Annotated in this window: 16 protein-coding genes and 1 riboswitch; of the genes, 9 read left to right on the forward strand and 7 right to left on the reverse strand. The window is 69.5% G+C overall.

Features of this window, described 5'->3' with window-relative positions; translation table 11 throughout:
* Positions 1-417 precede the first annotated feature (417 nt).
* Both AB0J64_RS29725 and mgrA read left to right on the forward strand, forming a co-directional pair.
* Entirely contained in the window at positions 418-2,505 is a 2,088-nt protein-coding gene (locus AB0J64_RS29725) for a S9 family peptidase (RefSeq protein ID WP_364033806.1), read from the forward strand.
* Positions 2,502-3,500, forward strand: coding sequence for an L-glyceraldehyde 3-phosphate reductase (mgrA, locus tag AB0J64_RS29730; protein WP_364033809.1), 999 nt, complete (start codon positions 2,502-2,504; stop codon positions 3,498-3,500). Before AB0J64_RS29725 ends, mgrA begins: the two co-directional genes overlap by 4 nt.
* Here mgrA and AB0J64_RS29735 read toward each other — a convergent pair.
* Positions 3,469-5,844: a lysylphosphatidylglycerol synthase transmembrane domain-containing protein gene (locus AB0J64_RS29735; RefSeq protein ID WP_364033812.1), complete on the reverse strand. Its 2,376-nt coding sequence runs from the start codon at positions 5,842-5,844 to the stop codon at positions 3,469-3,471. The two genes, mgrA and AB0J64_RS29735, sit on opposite strands and share 32 nt — an antisense overlap.
* A 181-nt stretch (positions 5,845-6,025) precedes the next feature.
* On the opposite strand from AB0J64_RS29735, the gene AB0J64_RS29740 reads away from it, so the two are divergent.
* A complete protein-coding gene (locus tag AB0J64_RS29740; RefSeq protein ID WP_364033815.1) occupies positions 6,026-8,041 on the forward strand; it encodes a molybdopterin oxidoreductase family protein in 2,016 nt (671 codons plus the stop codon).
* Here AB0J64_RS29740 and AB0J64_RS29745 read toward each other — a convergent pair.
* Positions 8,019-8,762, reverse strand: a complete 744-nt coding sequence (locus AB0J64_RS29745; RefSeq protein WP_364033818.1) for a hypothetical protein — start codon at positions 8,760-8,762, stop codon at positions 8,019-8,021. The two genes, AB0J64_RS29740 and AB0J64_RS29745, sit on opposite strands and share 23 nt — an antisense overlap.
* Positions 8,763-8,832: 70 nt before the next feature.
* On the opposite strand from AB0J64_RS29745, the gene AB0J64_RS29750 reads away from it, so the two are divergent.
* Positions 8,833-9,375: a helix-turn-helix transcriptional regulator gene (locus AB0J64_RS29750; RefSeq protein ID WP_364033821.1), complete on the forward strand. Its 543-nt coding sequence runs from the start codon at positions 8,833-8,835 to the stop codon at positions 9,373-9,375.
* Here AB0J64_RS29750 and AB0J64_RS29755 read toward each other — a convergent pair.
* Positions 9,354-9,818, reverse strand: coding sequence for a GNAT family N-acetyltransferase (locus AB0J64_RS29755; RefSeq protein WP_364033824.1), 465 nt, complete (start codon positions 9,816-9,818; stop codon positions 9,354-9,356). The genes AB0J64_RS29750 and AB0J64_RS29755 overlap by 22 nt on opposite strands.
* 74 nt (positions 9,819-9,892) lie before the next feature.
* Complete coding sequence (locus tag AB0J64_RS29760; RefSeq protein WP_364033827.1) at positions 9,893-11,698, reverse strand: acyl-CoA dehydrogenase; 1,806 nt, start codon at positions 11,696-11,698, stop codon at positions 9,893-9,895.
* Positions 11,699-11,800: 102 nt separating this feature from the next.
* On the opposite strand from AB0J64_RS29760, the gene AB0J64_RS29765 reads away from it, so the two are divergent.
* The 3 genes from AB0J64_RS29765 (at position 11,801) to AB0J64_RS29775 (ending at position 13,447) form a co-directional block, all read left to right on the forward strand.
* Positions 11,801-12,598, forward strand: a complete 798-nt coding sequence (locus tag AB0J64_RS29765) for a methyltransferase domain-containing protein (protein ID WP_364033830.1) — start codon at positions 11,801-11,803, stop codon at positions 12,596-12,598.
* A 25-nt stretch (positions 12,599-12,623) separates the two neighbouring features.
* Positions 12,624-12,685, forward strand: a riboswitch (guanidine-III (ykkC-III) riboswitch).
* A gap of 32 nt (positions 12,686-12,717) precedes the next feature.
* Positions 12,718-13,032, forward strand: coding sequence for a multidrug efflux SMR transporter (locus AB0J64_RS29770; RefSeq protein ID WP_364033833.1), 315 nt, complete (start codon positions 12,718-12,720; stop codon positions 13,030-13,032).
* A gap of 31 nt (positions 13,033-13,063) precedes the next feature.
* A complete protein-coding gene (locus tag AB0J64_RS29775) occupies positions 13,064-13,447 on the forward strand; it encodes a VOC family protein (protein WP_364033836.1) in 384 nt (127 codons plus the stop codon).
* Positions 13,448-13,464: 17 nt separating this feature from the next.
* Here the strand turns inward: AB0J64_RS29775 and AB0J64_RS29780 are convergent, their stop codons facing one another.
* Positions 13,465-13,914, reverse strand: coding sequence for a hypothetical protein (locus AB0J64_RS29780; protein ID WP_364033839.1), 450 nt, complete (start codon positions 13,912-13,914; stop codon positions 13,465-13,467).
* A gap of 108 nt (positions 13,915-14,022) precedes the next feature.
* Between AB0J64_RS29780 and AB0J64_RS29785 the strand changes: the two genes are divergently transcribed.
* Both AB0J64_RS29785 and AB0J64_RS29790 read left to right on the forward strand, forming a co-directional pair.
* Complete coding sequence (locus AB0J64_RS29785) at positions 14,023-14,961, forward strand: MBL fold metallo-hydrolase (protein ID WP_364033842.1); 939 nt, start codon at positions 14,023-14,025, stop codon at positions 14,959-14,961.
* 71 nt (positions 14,962-15,032) lie between these two features.
* Positions 15,033-15,257 (forward strand): hypothetical protein, encoded by a 225-nt coding sequence (locus AB0J64_RS29790; protein ID WP_345001270.1) that lies wholly within the window; start codon positions 15,033-15,035, stop codon positions 15,255-15,257.
* On the opposite strand, the gene AB0J64_RS29795 is transcribed toward AB0J64_RS29790, so the two are convergent.
* Together AB0J64_RS29795 and AB0J64_RS29800 are read right to left on the reverse strand one after the other, a co-directional pair.
* Positions 15,254-15,547: a Dabb family protein gene (locus AB0J64_RS29795; protein ID WP_364033845.1), complete on the reverse strand. Its 294-nt coding sequence runs from the start codon at positions 15,545-15,547 to the stop codon at positions 15,254-15,256. The two genes, AB0J64_RS29790 and AB0J64_RS29795, sit on opposite strands and share 4 nt — an antisense overlap.
* Before the next feature lie 130 nt (positions 15,548-15,677).
* On the reverse strand, positions 15,678-17,042 hold the full coding sequence (locus tag AB0J64_RS29800) for a dihydrolipoamide acetyltransferase family protein (RefSeq protein WP_364033848.1): 1,365 nt from the start codon (positions 17,040-17,042) through the stop codon (positions 15,678-15,680).

Raw genomic sequence — 17,042 nt, forward strand, 5'->3', positions numbered from 1 at the left:
CAAGCAATATCCGTCAATCATGACGGGGTCATGCATGTGTATCTCATGCACTGGCTTTTAACACACTGTTGAGTTCTCAAGAAACGGACGCGTACTTCCTCACTCAAAACCGTTCAGGCTTTTCGCTCGGAGGCGTTCATTTCGTTGTGTCTTAATTCTTTCAGCCGTTCAAGTCCCTGTCAAATTGACCCGACTTGCTCGACTTGCTGGAATTAATCCGTGCCCCGCTTCCGGGACAACCCCTCTAACTTACCAGCCCATCCGGAGTGATGCGTACATCCACCGAAGTGAGGAGGGGAAGAAGGGTTGCGCCGTACTGCGTCGGCTGTTCAAGATTAGCAGCGCTCCCGAGCCCTCGTGCCGGTTCGCCGTGTTCTACGGACACAGATCGATCACGACCGAACATAGACTCCCCACGTGAGCAGCAACACGCCGCCAGTGGCGAAGAAGATCCCGACGAAGCGCACCCATCACGGTGACACCGTCATAGACGAGTACGCCTGGCTGAGCAACAAGGAAGATCCAGATACCACCGCCTATCTCGAGGCGGAGAACGAATTCCTCAAACAGCAGACCGCTCACCTCTCCGATCTCCAGGAGGAGGTGTTCCAGGAGATCAAGGGACGCACGCAGGAAACGGATCTCTCCGTCGCCAGCCGCAAGGGCGCATGGTGGTACTTCTCGCGTACGGAGGAGGGCAAGCAGTACTCCGTCTCCTGCCGCGTCCCCGCGGAGGGCGACGCGCCCCCGGAGATCACCCCGGGCGAGAAGCTCGACCGCGAGCAGGTGATCCTGGACGGCAATGAGCTCGCCGGCGACAGCCCGTTCTTCTCGATCGGCACCAGCGCCGTCACTCCCGACGGCACGATGCTGGCCTACGCGACCGACTACAAGGGCGACGAGCGGTTCACGCTCAGGTTCAAGAACCTCGAGACGGGCGAGGTGCTCCCCGACGAGATCACGGACATCTTCTACGGGGGCTGCTGGTCGGCCGACGGCTCGACGTTCTTCTACACGCGCGTGGACGACGCCTGGCGCCCGTTCCAGGTCTACCGGCACACCCTCGGCACCGAGGAGGACGTGCTGGTCTACGAGGAGACCGACGAGCGTTACTGGGTCGGCATCGGGCTCACGCGGAGCGAGAAGTACCTGGTGCTCGGCGCCGGCAGCAAGATCACCAGCGAGGTGCGCCTTCTCGACGCCACCGACCCCACGGGTGAGTTCAAGGTGGTCCGCCCCAGGAAGACGGGCGTCGAGTACGGCGTCGAGCACGCGGGCGACTTCTTCTACGTGCTGCACAACGAGAACGCCGAGAACTTCGAGCTGGCCACCGCGCCGCTCGACGACCCCGCCACCTGGACCCCGCTGACCGCCCACCGCGAGGACACCAGGCTCCTTGAGATCGACGCGTTCTCCGACCACGCCGTCGTGCACTTCCGCCGCGACGGGCTGACCGGCCTGCGGATCCTCCCCTATCCCGATGCGCCGGACTGGCGCGAGCGGATGGAGGCCGCCGAGCGGAACGCGTACGAGATCGACTTCCCCGAGCCGCTCTACGACGTCGGCCCCGCGGGCAACCCCGAGTTCACCACCACCAGGCTCAGGCTCGCCTACACGAGCATGGTCACCCCGCCCAGCGTGTACGACTACGAGCTCGACACGCACGAGCTGATCCTGCTCAAGCGGCGCCCGGTGCTGGGCGGCTTCGACCCGGCCGACTACGAGCAGTTCCGTGAGTGGGCCACGGCCGAGGACGGCACGAGGATCCCCGTGTCCATCGTGAAGCGCAAGGACGCCGCCAAGCCCGCCCCGACCGTGCTGTACGGGTACGGAAGCTACGAGAGCTCCATCGACCCCGCCTTCTCGATCCCGAGGCTCTCGCTGCTCGACCGCGGGTTCGTCTTCGCCGTCGCGCACGTCAGGGGCGGCGGCGAGATGGGCCGCCGCTGGTACGAGGAGGGCAAGCTCACCAGGAAGCGCAACACGTTCACCGACTTCGTGGCCGCGGCCAGGCATCTGAAGGCGACCGGGTGGAGCGAGCGGATCATCGCCAGGGGCGCCTCCGCGGGCGGCCTGCTGATGGGCGCGGTGACGAACCTCGCGCCGGAGGAGTTCGCGGGCGTGGTGGCCGAGGTGCCGTTCGTGGACGCGTTGAACACCATCCTCGATCCGTCGCTCCCGCTGACCGTGATCGAATGGGACGAGTGGGGCGATCCCCTGCACGACCCCGACGTCTACGCCTACATGAAGAGCTACACGCCGTACGAGAACGTGGACGGCAGGGCGTACCCGCCGATCCTGGCGATCACCAGCCTGAACGACACCCGCGTGCTGTACCACGAGCCGGCGAAGTGGATCGCCAGGCTCCGCGCGACGGCGGGCGGCGGGCCGTTCCTGCTCAAGACGGAGATGGGCGCCGGGCACGGCGGCCGCAGCGGGCGCTACGACGCCTGGCGCGAGGAGGCCTTCGCGCTGTCGTGGATCATCGAAAGGGGCACTTCATGACCTACCAGGCAGACGAACAGCGTTACGAGCGGCAGCCGTACAACCGCAGCGGCCGCAGCGGGCTGAAGCTGCCCGCGGTGTCGCTGGGCCTGTGGCACAACTTCGGCGACAACCGGCCGATCGAGAACTCCCGGGCGATCCTGCGGCGCGCGTTCGACCTAGGGGTGACGCACTTCGACCTGGCCAACAACTACGGCGTCCCGTACGGCTCGGCGGAGCAGAACTTCGGGCGCATCCTGCGCGAGGATTTCGCGCACCATCGGGATGAGCTGATCATCTCCACCAAGGCCGGGTACGACATGTGGCCGGGTCCGTACGGTGAGTGGGGCTCGCGCAAATACCTCCTGGCCAGCCTCGACCAGTCGCTCCAGCGCATGGGCCTGGAGTACGTCGACATCTTCTACAGCCACCGCCCCGACCCCGAGACGCCGCTCGAGGAGACCATGGGGGCGCTCGACCGGGCCGTACGCTCGGGCAAGGCGCTCTACGCGGGCATCTCCAGCTACTCGGCCGAGCAGACCACCCAGGCCGCGCGGATCATGCGCGAGCTGGGCACGCCGCTGCTCATCCACCAGCCGTCCTACTCGATGATCAACCGGTGGATCGAGGACGGCCTGCTGGACGCGGTGGAGGAGGCGGGCATGGGCTGCATCGTGTTCTCGCCGCTGGCGCAGGGCCTGCTGACCGACCGCTACCTCGAAGGCGTGCCGGCCGACTCGCGGGCGGCCACGAGCCGGTTCCTGAGCGAGGACCGGATCAACCGCGAGCTGGCGCGCGACCTCAACGAGATCGCGAAGGGCCGGGGACAGACGCTGGCCCAGATGGCGCTGTCGTGGACGCTCAGGGACCCACGGGTGACGAGCACGCTGATCGGGGCGAGCAGCGTGCAGCAGCTCGAGGACAACGTGGCCTGCGTGGACGGCCCCGCCTTCACGGAGGACGAGCTTCAGGCAATCGACAAGATCACAGCGCCTCGTGCCGCTGGAGGTAGGTGAAGGAGGCCCAACCGGGCAGCACCGGGAGCCAGAACGTGAGGAGCCGGTGCAGCAGCACGGCCGAGGTGGCCAGCTCGGCCGGCAGGCCCGCCACGGTCAGCCCCAGCGCGAGCGCGCCCTCGACCGCGCCCAGCCCGCCGGGTGTGGGCGCGGCCGAGCCGATCGCGTTGGCGGTGAGGTAGACGACGGCCACGGCGGTGAAGCTGAGGTCACCGCCGAAGGCCGCCACGCAGGCGTCCAGGCAGATCACGAACGCGATGGTGATCATGAGCGTGCCCGTGCACGCCTCGACCATCTTGCGCGGCGACTGCAGCACGTCGAGCAGCCGCGGCAGCACGTTCGAGAAGAGTTTGCGCATCCGCGCGGTGACCATCCTGCGTAGCGGCGGCACGCCGAGCACGACCACGACCAGCACCGCCACCGCCAGCAGCACCCCGACGAGCCCGCGCGACGGCGTGAACGAGGTGTTGGTGTTGGAGCCGGTGATGTAGGCGAACAGCAGCAGCAGCGAGATGTGGAACACCAGCATGATGAGCTGGGAGGCCCCCACACTGGCCACCGCGCTGGCCGGCGAGATGCCGCGCTTCTGCAGGTAGCGGGTGTTGATGGCGACGCCGCCCACGGCCGCGGGCGTGACGAGCTTGACGAACGAGGACGCGAACTGCACCAGCACCGTGCGCCAGAGCGGCAGGTGCTCGGGCACGAACCCTCTCAGCATCAGCGCGGCGGCCACGAAGCTGACGAACGAGGCGACCAGCGCGAGCCCCGACCAGGCCCAGTTGGCCGTGGTGACCACCTGGTAGACGTTGACCCGGCTGAGCTGGGAGAGCAGGAAGTACGCGGCCATCGTGCTGGCGATGATCGTGATCAGGGTGCGCGGCCTGAACCGCTCGAGGCGTACCTCCTCGACCTTGCCCTGCGGCTTGAGTGCGACGATCTGCTCGCGGATGCCGGGCAGCACGTGCTTGGCCTTCGACAGGGCCGAGCGGGTCTCCCGGGTCAGCGCGATCTGCTGGAGCAGCGGCATGGCGGCGGCCAGCGTGTCCGGCCCCATGACGGCCGCCGCGGCCCGCACCGAGCGCTCGGGGCCGACCCGCAGCGCCAGGTAGGTGAGGAGCTGGGCGACGTCCAGCCTGAGCAGCAGGTCTCCGGCGGCGATCTCGCCGCTGCGGGCGTCGGTCAGCACGACCCGGCCCGCCCGGTCGAGGTGGATGCTGTCGCCGGTGAGCCGCCGGTGCGCCAGGCGCTGGACGTGCAGCAGCTCGACCTGCTCCCACATCTGGGCGAGGAGGTCGTCGTCGATCTGCTCGTCGGGCACCTCGTCGAGCGGGCGTGTCTCGAGGTGCTCGTACGCGAGCAGCGCGGCCTCGGTGCCGATCTCGCTGGTGCCGAGCAGCCGGGGCGTGCTGGCGCCGGCCGCCTGGGCCGCGTACGCCATGAGCGCCTCGCGTTCGAGCTCGGCACGGAGCGACCTGATGGCCCTGCGCCTGGTCTCGGAGTGGAGCCTGATGCGCCGCCACAGCCGGTACGGAAGGCCGGCCACCTGACGGTCGCGGTCGAGCACGGTGACGTCCAGATTGGCGCCGTCCTTGAGCCCGATGGCGTAGCGGCGGCTGCCCTGGTGGTCGTCCTCGATGCGACGGGCCGAGACCACCGGGAACTCCAGCTTGCGCAGCGCGGCCACCACGGCGCTCCCCGGCGGCCTGGTGTTGGGGCTGCCGACGCCGTAGAGGGTGGCGTAACCGATGGCCATGCCGACCAGCACGGTGACGATGGCGCTGGGCAGCGTGATCTGCCTGCCGGAGAAGAACGCGAGGATGTAGAGCGCGATCGTGGTCCACATCAGCATGCGCCACGTGGGCCGGCGCGAGATGCGGACGGCGGTGGCGTACGCGACGACCGAGGTGAGCAGCGTGTTCAGCGGCTCGATCGTCCTGTCGCCGGTCAGCAGCACGCGCAGGTCGTCGGCGTTGCCCGCGACGAGCCACTGCCCGAGCAGGAACGATCCGGCCATGCCGACGATGGCGGCGATCAGTCCTTCCGCGACGCGCAGGCCGTCGCGGTGGAAGACCCGCTCGACCGCGAACGCCGCGGGCACGATGAGCACCGCCGCGCCGCCCAGGAACGCGGCGACCCTGCTGAGCAGGGGCACCAGTTGGGCGCCCTCCTTGACGTCCTGCTCCAGGCCGATGAGCGTCTGCTTGGCGACCAGCATGAGCAGGACGGCCGCGCCGAGCGCGATCACCGTGGCGAAGAAGCGCAGCAGGTCGGAGGGGCGGCGTAGGCGCTGGGGCAGCAGCGGCTCTACGACGTAGACGTCGCTGTCCGCGCGTGACTCAGCCACGGCTGGATCCCCCTCCGCGAGGTCCTCCGCGTCATCTCGTTCCCTGATTCCGGCCACCGACAGAGATTCTGCACCTTCCAGGCCCGACCGTACGATCTCCAGAATTCCAGTCTGCTAAATCGTCCCCGCAGTCGTCGCACCGGGCAGGCTACACGTATTTCCAGAACGTAGTCTGTGAGCCATGTCGGGTGAACTGAGAGTTTTGGGCGCGTGTCCGCTGGACTGCCCGGATACCTGCTCCTGGATTGTCACCGTGGAGGACGGCAAGGCCGTCAAACTACGCGGCAACCCCGACCAGCCCTACACCAGAGGCGCCCTCTGCGTGAAGGTCAACCGCTATCTGGAGCACACCCAGGCGGACGACCGCATCCTCCACCCGCTGCGCCGTACGGGGCCCAAGGGGTCCGGCCAGTTCGAGCGCATCACGTGGGAAGAGGCGCTCGACGAGATCTCCGTACGGCTGCGCGCCATCGTCGAGGAGCACGGCGGCGAGGCCATCTGGCCCTATCTGGGCACGGGCACGCTCGGCTACCTGCAGGGCTGCGAGGGCGTGGCCGGGCGGCGGTTCTGGAACATGCTGGGCGCCTCCAAGCACTGGCTCAACATCTGCTCGGCGGCCGGCAGCAGCGGCCTGGCCCGTACGAACGGCACCGCGGCCGGCATGGACCCGGAGAACTTCGCGCAGGCCAGGCTGATCCTGCTCTGGGGCACGAACACGCTGACCAGCGGCCACCACCTGTGGAAGTTCATCCAGGACGGGCGGGCGAACGGCGCGCACGTCGTGGCCATCGACCCGATCCGCACCAGGACGGCCGACCAGGCCGACGAGTACCTGGCGATCAGGCCGGGCACGGACGCGGCGCTCGCGCTCGGGCTGCTCAACGTCGTGCTGGCGGAGAACGCGCAGGACGAGGAGTTCCTGGCCGCGCACACGGAGGGCTGGGAGGATTTCCGCCAGGAGATCCTGAAATATCCGGTCGAGACTGTGGCCGAAATCACCGGCATCCCCGCCGAGGCCGTCCACAGCCTGGGGATGCGGCTCGCGCACACCCGCCCCACCGCCATCCGCGCGACCATGGGCCTCCAGCGCCACGAGGGCGGTGGCACCGCGCTGCGGACGATCGGGGCGATTCCCGGCGTCACCGGCGACTGGCGCCACCCCGGCGGCGGCGTCGCGTACTCGACCAGCGGTCATGTCCACTTCGACATCGACATGCGCAATGACCTGCTGGCCAAGCCGGTCCGCACGCTGGTCATGACCAAGATCGCCTCGCAGCTCGACGACGTGAAGTGCCTGTGGGTGTACGCGGCCAACCCGGCGGGCTCGAGCCCCGACGCGAACGCGATCAGGCGGCAACTCGCCCGCGAGGACCTGTTCACGGTGGTCATGGAGCAGTTCCCGACCGACACCGTGGACTACGCCGACATCGTGCTGCCCGCGACCATGCAGACCGAGCACCATGACCTGCACGCCGGGTACGGGCACCTCTACCTGCTGTGGAACGAGCCCGCCGTGCCGCCGCCCGGCGAGTGCCTGTCCACGACGGAGACGTTCCGCCGGCTGGCGGCGCACATGGGGATGACCGAGCCGTCGCTGTTCGACTCGGACCTGGAGCTGGCCGAGCAGCTGCTCTCCAGCGGGCACTCGTCGCTGGAGGGCGTCACGCTCGACCGGCTGCGCAAGGAGGGGTGGGTGCGGATGAACTATCCCCAGCCCTTCACGCCGTTCGCCGAGGGCTTCCCGACGCCGTCCGGCAGGCTGCGCTTCCCTCCGGCGGGCAAGGCGTACACGCCGTCCCACACGACCCGGCAGCGGGGGCGCTCGCCGTACCCGCTGGCCCTGGTGACGCCCGCGCCGCACACGTTCCTCAACACCACCTTCGGCAACAACCCGGAGCTGCGGCGGCGGGCCAAGGACCCGGTGGTGCTGGTCAACCCGGCCGACGCGGCGGCGCGCGGCCTGGTGGACGGGCAGCGGGTACGCGTGCACAACGACGGCGGGGAGTTCCTGGCGGACGTGGAGATCAGCGACCGGGTGGCGTCCGGCGTGGTGGCCTCGCCCAAGGGCCGCTGGCCGAAGCTCACCCCGGGCGGCGCCAACCCGAACGCGGTCGTGGCGGAGCGGGACGGGGACATGGGCAGGGGCCCCGGCTTCCACGACAACCTGGTCGAGATCAGCCCTTGTGCCGCGCCATGAAGGCATCGATCCTGTCGAGCACCTGCTGCGCGTGAGGGCTCGCCAGCAGGGCCGAGGCGTGCAGGCTCTCCCCCGGGATGACCAGCAGCTCGTTGTCCGGGGCCTTGGCCGCGGCGTCGTGCGCCTTCGCCAGGTCGCCGGCACCGCCGTAGCCGTCGTTCGCCGAGCCGATCTGGAGGAGGGGGACGGTCAGCCTGCCGGCGTTCTCCTGGCTGATCTGGCCTGAGAGGGCCACGACGCCGGCCACCTTGGAGCCGAGCCTGAGTGCCGCGGGGACCGAGGTGGTGGCGCCGATCGAGCCGCCGACCAGGAAGACTCGCTCGACACCCCGCTCCTTGAGCAGGCGCCGGGCCATGGCGACGGCGGTGTCCTCGGGGAGGGACTGCGAGGACCGGGTGTAGACGAGCACGCGGTAGCGGGAGACGAGGCGGTCGAAGAGCGGGCGCCAGGAGCACACGGTGCCGCGGCGCTCGTAGGTGATCACCACGCCGACGGAGCCGGTGCCTCCGATGATCCCGGGCATGTCGCCGTCATATTTGAAGATCTTGCCGTCGTTCGCGTGGTAGCACCCCGAGACGTCGGGGCCGCTGGGCGGCGGAGCGCTCACCGAGACGCTGGGGACGGCCGGGCTGCTCGGAGCGGGGACCGCCCCCGTGCCGCCTCCGCCCCCGCACGCGGCCAGCGCCATCACGAACCCCATGACACCGATCAAGCCGCGCACGACCGTCCCCTCTCCGTAGACTATGTCAAAACTGACATAGTTCTAGGGGCACTTTATCCTTGGGCGAACCATGACCTCAACGCTCGGATTCGCGATTCTCGCCGTGCTCGCGCGCGGCGACCGCACGGGATACGACCTCGCCGCGGCCATGCGGCGGCCGGTCGGCTACTTCTGGACGGCCGGACACAGCCAGATCCACGCGGAGCTGCAGAAGCTGCGGGCGGCCGGGCTGGTCGGGTTCGAGGCCGAGCACGGGCCGGGGCCGCAGGGCAGGAAGGTCTACCACCTGACGGCCGAGGGCACGCGGGCGCTGCGGGAATGGGTCACCGAGCCGCCGCGCGAGCGGCCTGAGCGCGACGAGCTGGTGCTGAAGACGTACGCGTCGTGGCTGGCCGAGCCGGAGCTGGTCAGGCGGATGTTCGCCGACCAGCTCGCCGCGCACGAGGCGCGGCTGGCCGAGTACGAGCGGCACGAGGCGTCATTCGACGGGCCGCCCGCATTCGGGGATCCCCGGTTCGGCAACTACGCGACGTTGCGGTGCGGACTGAGCTACGAGCGGCACCGGGCCGACTGGTGCCGGTGGATGCTGGCTCAGCTCAGCGAGAGCTTGTAGCCCACGTGGGAGGCCGTGAAGCCGAGGTTGTCGTAGAAGCGGTGCGCGTCCGTACGTGACTTGTCGGAGGTGAGCTGCACGATCGCGCAGCCGCGCTCCCGCGCCCTGTCGACGGCCCACTGGATCATCCGGCGGCCGAGGCCCTGGCCGCGGGTGGCGGCGGCGACCCTGACGGCCTCGATCTGGCACCGCTCGGCGCCCAGCCGCGACAGCCCGGCCAGGTACGTGAGCTGCATGGTGCCCACCACCTCGCCGTCCTGCTCGGCCACGATCAGCTCGTCGTACGGGTTGGCGTCGACCCGCTCGAACGCCGCCAGGTAACGCTCGTCGTCCGGGTCGCCCTCGCGCGTGGCGCCGAGATGGTCGTCGGCGAGCATGGCCACGATCGCGGGCACGTCCTCCTTGCGGGCGGGGCGGAAGAGCGTTCTGTCTGTTTGCTGCATGTTCCGAATGATGTCAGGGACGAGTGCGCCCGCACGCCGCGGGCGGGCGCACTCGCAGGGGGGCACAGAAGGCCCTAGAACGCCTCCTCCGGAAGGTCCATGAGCTCCTGGCCGGTGGAGTCGACCACGCGGCGCTCGGCGGCCAGACGGGGCAGGACGGTCTTGGCGAAGAACGAGGCCGCGGCGATCTTGCCCAGGTAGAACGGGTCCTCGCCCGCGGCCAGCTTCTCCAGCGCCACCTCGGCCTGCCGCAGCAGCAGCCAGCCGATCACCAGGTCGCCCAGCGCGAGCAGGAGCCTGGTGCTGTTCAGACCGACCTTGTAGACCTCGGTGGGCGTCTCCAGCGAGGCAAGGGCCCAGCCCGCCATGGTGTCGCCCATGGCCTTGACCTCGGCGGCGGCCTCGGCGAGCAGCTTGCGCTCCTCCTTCAGCCGGCCGTTGCCCGCCTCGGAGGAGGCGAACTCGCCGATCTCGGTCAGCAGCGACCCGACCGCGGCGCCCTGGTTGCGCAGGATCTTCCTGAAGAACAGGTCGAGGCCCTGGATCGCGGTCGTGCCCTCGTACAGGGAGTCGATCTTGGCGTCCCGGATGTACTGCTCGATCGGGTAGTCCTGCAGGTAACCCGAGCCGCCGAGGGTCTGCAGCGAGCGGGAGAGCAGCTCGTACGACCGCTCCGAGCCGACGCCCTTGACGATGGGCAGCAGCAGGTCGTTCATGTCGTGGGCGTGCCGGTCGTCCGGGTCCACGAGGAGGGCGTCCTGGAACGTGGCCGTGTAGAGCACCAGGGCCCGCATGCCCTCGGCGTACGACTTCTGCAGCATGAGCTCGCGCCGCACGTCCGGGTGGTGGCTGACGGTCACGCGCGGGGCGCTCTTGTCGGCCATCCGCGTCAGGTCGGCGCCCTGCACGCGGGACTTGGCGTACTCCAGCGCGTTCAGGTAGCCGGTGGAGAGCGTGGCGATGGCCTTGGTGCCGACCATCATGCGGGCGTGCTCGATCACCATGAACATCTGCCTGATGCCCTCGTGCATGTCGCCCACGAGATAGCCGACCGCCGGGTGCTTGTCGCCGAAGGTCAGCTCGCACGTCGTGGAGATCTTCAGGCCCATCTTCTTCTCGACGTTCGTGACGTAGACGCCGTTGCGCTCGCCGAGCTCGCCGGTCTCCAGGTCCACGAGGTACTTCGGCACCAGGAACATCGACAGCCCCTTGGTGCCGGGGCCGTGGCCCTCGGGGCGGGCCAGGACGAGGTGGAAGATGTTCTCGGCCATGTCGTGCTCGGCGCTGGTGATGAAGCGCTTGACGCCCTCGATGTGCCAGGTGCCGTCCTCCTGCCGCACCGCCCTGGTACGCCCGGCGCCCACGTCGGACCCGGCGTCCGGCTCGGTGAGCACCATCGTGGCGCCCCACTCGCGCTCGATGGCCAGCTCCGCGAAGCGCTTCTGCTCCGGCGTGCCGACCTTCCACAGCGTGTAGGCGAAGTTGGGCCCCGCCGCGTACATGTAGAGCGCCGGGTTCGAGCCGAGCACCAGCTCGGCCGTGGCCCAGGCCAGGGTCCTCGGGATGCCGGGGCCGCCCAGCTCGGCGGGCAGGTCGAGGTTCGCCCAGCCGCCGTCGACCAGCGCCTTGTACGACTTCTTGAAACCGTCGGGAATCGTCACGGAGCCGGTCGCCGCGTCGAACACGGGCGGGTGCCTGTCGCCCTCCTCGAAGGAGTCGGCGAGGACGCCGGTGGCCAGCCTGTTGACCTCGTCCAGAATGCCGCGGGCAACCTCCTCGTCCACATCCGCAAAGGGCCCTGTGCCGAGGATTTCGCGCCTGCCGAACACCTCGAAGAGGTTGAACTCCAGGTCACGCACGTTGCTCTTGTAGTGGCCCATGGGTGTCGATCTCCTTGAACCGAGGTTTCTGTACTGGCGAGTAACCTTACTCTGAAATGCTACCCGTGGGTAACCCGTGCTATGCATGGCATGCTGCTCTCCATGGACGCCGAAGAACTCGCCGCCAGATGGCGAGAGCGCCTGCATTCCTGGGCCATTCCCGCCGAGATCATGGCCAAGGCTCCCGTTGATCCGTGGGGCCACTCGCCCGAGCGGTTCGGCGCCCGTACCGACAGGGCGCTGGCCGAGCCGGACGACGGCCCGACCATGACCCGGCTCTCCGAGGCGCTGCCCGACAAGGGCACGCTGCTCGACGTGGGCTCGGGCCCCGGCGCCTCGTCGCTGCCGCTGCACGAGCGCATCGGCCACCTCTACGCGGTCGACACCTCGCCCGCGATGCTGGAGGGGCTGACGGCCAGGGCGGAGAAGCTCGGTGTGCCGGTCACGGCGATCGAGGGCCGCTGGCCCGACGTGGCCGACCAGGTGCCCGTGGTCGACGTCGCCGTGGCCGCGCACGTGGTCTACAACGTCCCCGACCTGGCGGACTTCCTGCGCGCGCTCGACGAGCGCACCCAGGGGCGGGTGGTGCTGGAGTTGCCGCACCGCCATCCCATGAGCTGGATGACGCCGCTCTGGGAGCACTTCCACGGGGTGGACCGGCCGGTGCGGCCCGTCGCGGAGGACTGCGTGGCACTGGTGGCGGCGCTCGGCTTCGCGGTGCAGGTGGAGGAGCGGGAGGCTCCCCTGGAACGATTCACCTCGCTGGAGGAGCTGGCGACGAGCGTGTGCCGCCGGGTCTGCCTCGACCCGTCAAGGGCGCAGGAGGTGGCGGACACCGTGCTCGCGCTGGGCATGTGGCCGGTGCCCCGCGACCGTTGGGTCACCGTCTGGTGGGAATGACCCCGCCGCGCGCCGCGTTCCCCCCGATGAGCTGATTGCTCCCGGACGAGACGCGCCGTATTTCCCGGAACGCCAAGACGACGCATCCGTGACAGCCTCGTCCCAAGGGAGTTCCGATCATGGCGTGGATCGTCATCGTGCTGGCCGGCGTCTTCGAGGTCGCCATGGCCCTCTCGCTCAAGCTCAGCAACGGGTTCAGCAATCTGTGGTGGGCGCTGTCGTTCTTCGTGACGGCCGCGCTGAGCTTCGGTCTGCTCTCGTACGCGCTCAAGACCCTCGAAGTCGGCACCGCGTACGCCGTCTGGACCGGCGTCGGCGCGGCGGGCACCGCGGTGCTCGGCATGATCGCCATGGGGGACGAGGTCTCGTTGCCGCGCCTGATCTCGATCGCCCTGATCCTGGCCGGGGTCGTCGGGCTGCGGATGCTCGCTTGACGTCGCAGGGCGTCCCCGGTTAGGTGACTGCGTGATTGAAATCCATGCCGTCACCATCGACGCCGCCGACCCGTACGAGATCGCCACCTGGTGGAGCAAGGCCACCGGGCTGCCCCTCGGCGAGGGCGACAAGCCCGGCGACGACGAGGTGATGCTGCGTACCAAGCAGGACCCGTTCCTGCTGTTCATCCGCGTGCCCGAGGGCAAGACCGTGAAGAACCGGCTGCACCTCGACGTCAACGGCACCGAGGGCAGGACCCGTGACGAGGAGGTCGAGCGGCTGATCGGGCTGGGCGCGACCGTCTTCGACGACCGGCGCCAGCCCGACGGCACCGGCTGGGTGACCATGCTCGACCCCGAGGGCAACGAGTTCTGCGTGTGCAGGAGCCAGGCGGAGAAGCAGGCGCAGAGCTGACCTCACGGCGCGGGTCCTCACTCGGAGGATCGGGCGCGGCCCTGCATGGCGAGCGTGAGGACGCCGGCGATCAGGTAGACCAGGGCGCCGTGCCACAGCGCGTCCACCGCCGCGCCGAAGACCCCGTCGTCGTCGAACACGAGCTGCACCGGGTAGTCGAGCACGGCCACGATGCCCGCGGGCAGCAGCGCGAACCGCCACGGGTGCCGCAACGACCAGATCCTGGCCTGGCGGGTCACCCGGTCGCCCTCGTGCGGCCGGGCGACCGCGCCGACCGCGGCGATCAGGGCGAACAGGCTGATGCCCAGGCCCAGCGCCCACACCAGGTCGCCACCGCCCGTGAGGACGCCCAGGCCGAAGCTGGCCGCGGTGACGGCGCCGCCGCCGATGGCGGCGGCCTTCCAAGGGGCGCCGCGGAGCGCGGCGCCCGACAGCGATATCTCGTCGCGTCGGCTGATTTCGTTCATGTCATCCATGCTGCGTTTACCGACATCCAGGTGCATCGGGGATGAACCCTGATTTCGACCCTGGGAGTCACGCCTGATCCCAGGGTTCGGTTCAGGTACCGTCGCGGCATGAGCTCGAGCACTCATGACCACCCCCTGGCGCCTCCCCGGGTCGAAGAGGTGTCCGACGGCGTCTACGCCTACGTCCAGCCCGACGGGAGCTGGTGGATCAACAACACCGGGTTCCTGGCTGGGCGGCGTGGCGTGATCTGCGTCGACGCCTGCTCGACCGAGCGCCGTACGCGGGCCTTCCGCGAGGCCGTCCGCACGGTCACCGACCGGCCGATCACCACGCTGATCAACACCCACCACCACGGCGACCACACGTTCGGCAACTGGCTCTTCCCCGAGGCCACGATCGTCGGGCACGAGGGCGTACGCGAGCAGATCCTGGCCGAGGGCGTCCCGGCCTACCTGCCCGCGTGGTCGCCCGAGGTGGACTGGGGCGAGATGGTGGTGACGCCGCCGTTCCTCACCTTCACCGACCGGGTCACCGTGCACTCCGACGACCTGCGGTGCGAGGTCAGGCACGTCGGCCACGCCGCGCACACCACGAACGACTCGTACGTGTGGATCCCCGAGCGGCGGCTGCTGTTCTCCGGCGACCTCGTGTTCAACGGCGGCACGCCCTTCGTGCTGATGGGCTCGGTGGCCGGGGCGCTGGACGCACTCGGCCAGCTCAGGGCGCTGGGGGCGGAGACGGTCGTGCCGGGGCACGGAGCGGTGTGCGGGCCGGAGGTGTACGACCGGGTGGAGGGCTACCTGCGGTTCGTGCAGGAGACCGCCGAGCGGGGCCGGGCTGCGGGGCTGTCGCCGCTGGACGCCGCCAGGGAGGCCGACCTGGGCGAGTGGGGCGGGCTGCTCGACTCCGAGCGCATCGTGGGCAACCTGCACCGGGCCTACGCCGAACTCGACGGGCAGCCCCTCGGCGCCCCGATCGACCTGGCCACCGCCGTGCTCGACATGATCACCTACAACGGCGGCAAGCCGCTGTCCTGCCTCGCCTGACAAGCGACGGGTGTGATCACCAATACGCGGGTATGACCGTGGCTGTACTTGCCGTTTGCGTGGAGGTCGTCATGGGTGTCGGGGTCAGCATCTTCTTCCTCACGCTTGGCGCCATCCTGAAGTTCGCGATCGAGCCGGACGTGTTCGGCAAGAGCGTCCACATGGACGTCGTCGGGCTCATCTTCATGATCGTCGGCGGCGTGGGCGTGGTGCTGAGCATCGTGCTGGCCCCCAGGAGGGGGCGCACCTCCGACGACAGGCTGATGCACCGCGAGAACAACCCGCCGGAGATCTAGAGGCTCAGCTGCACCGCGGCGCGCGAGGCCAGGATCGGCTTGATGTGCTGCGCGATCACTGCCTGGTGCTGCGGATGGTCGCGGTAGACCAGGTAGTCGTCGACGCTGTCGAAGTCGGCCACCACCCCGTAGTCGTGGTTGCCCTGGTTGATGCCCGCGTCGGCGCCCACCGTGTACGCGCGCAGCTGGGGGATGATGCCGGGCAGCTTGCGCAGCTCGGCCGTCACCCTCTCCTTCTGCTCGTCGGTGGCGTCGTCGGTCCAGGTGAACAGCACGATGTGACGAATCATGCGATCAACCTTATCGGTGGTGTATCAAACCGGTCCGACGTGACTCTGTACGAGGTGGGTGCGGGTGTCCCGGGCCTACGGCGATCGCCGGGGGAGGGGTCCTCCCGGCGGTCGCCGTGGTCTTTCCCGGCTAGCTCCAGGCCAGCACGCGCAGCGGGTCCTCCAGCATGGCGCCCACGTCACGCAGGAACATCGAGCCCAGCTCGCCGTCCACGATGCGGTGGTCGAACGAGAGGGCGAGCGTCGCCACCTTGCGTACCGCCAGCTCGCCGTCCACCACCCACGGCATGTCCCTGATCTGGCCGACGGCGAGGATGGCCGCCTCGCCGGGGTTCAGGATCGGGGTGCCGGCGTCGACGCCGAAGACGCCGACGTTGGTGATGGTGAAGGTGCCGCCCGCCATCTCGGCCGGCTGGGTGCGGCCCGCCCGGGCGGTCTCGGTGAGCTGGGCCAGCTGCTTGGCCAGATCGGGGAGCGACAGGGCGTGGGCGCCCTTGATGTTGGGCACCACCAGGCCCCTGGGGGTGGCGGCGGCTATCCCCAGGTTGACGTGATGCTTGACCACGATCTCCTGGGCCGCCTCGTCCCACGATGAGTTGATCATGGGGTGGCGTTTCACCGCCGTGAGCACCGCCTTGGCCACCAGGAGCAGCGGGGAGACCTTGACCTCCGCGAAGTCGGGGAAGGCGCGCAGGCGCCGGACCGTCTCCATGGTGTTCGTCATGTCGAGCTGGAGGAACTCGGTGACGTGGGGGGCGGTGAAGGCGCTGGCGACCATGGCCTGGGCGGTCATCTTGCGCACGCCCTTGATGGGGATGCGCTCCTCCTCGACCCGCTCGGGCGCTGCCACGGGCTCCTTGGCCTCCGCCGCGGCGTGGATGTCCTCCCGGGTGATGGAGCCCTGAGGTCCGGTGCCGGTGATGTCCCTGAGGTCGACCCCGAGGTCCTTGGCCAGCTTCCGTACCGGCGGCTTGGCGAGGACGGAAGCCCCGGCGGCAGGCGGCGTGGGGGCGGGGGCCGGCTGGCCGTCCACCTCCACGCGGGACGGGTTGGCCACGGGAGTGGCCGGGATCCGGGCCGCCTGACGCTTGCGGGGCCGGCGCTTCGTGGCGCCGGTCTTGACGCCGTAGCCGACCAGGACCGCCTGGCGCTCCTCCTTGGGGGCCGGGCTGCCGTGGGCCCCCGGCTCGACGGCGCCCTCCTCCGGCGGGTTGGGCACCATGTCCTCGGCAGCGGCCTGGACCTGCTCCGAGGGCTCAGATGTGTCGACGGCGATGATGGGGGCGCCGACGTCGACCGTCTGGCCCACCTCGGCCAGCAGATCCGCCACCGCCCCGTCCCACGGGATCGGCAGCTCGACGATCGACTTGGCCGTCTCGATCTCCACGACGATCTGGTTGACCTTGACGGCGTCACCCGCCTTGACGTGCCATCGGACGATCTCGGCCTCCGTCAGCCCCTCGCCGACGTCGGGAAGCTTGAACTCGCGTCGCAT

Origin of the sequence: Nonomuraea sp. NPDC049695 (assembly GCF_040674955.1) — a bacterium.
Classification (GTDB): Bacteria; Actinomycetota; Actinomycetes; order Streptosporangiales; family Streptosporangiaceae; genus Nonomuraea; species Nonomuraea helvata.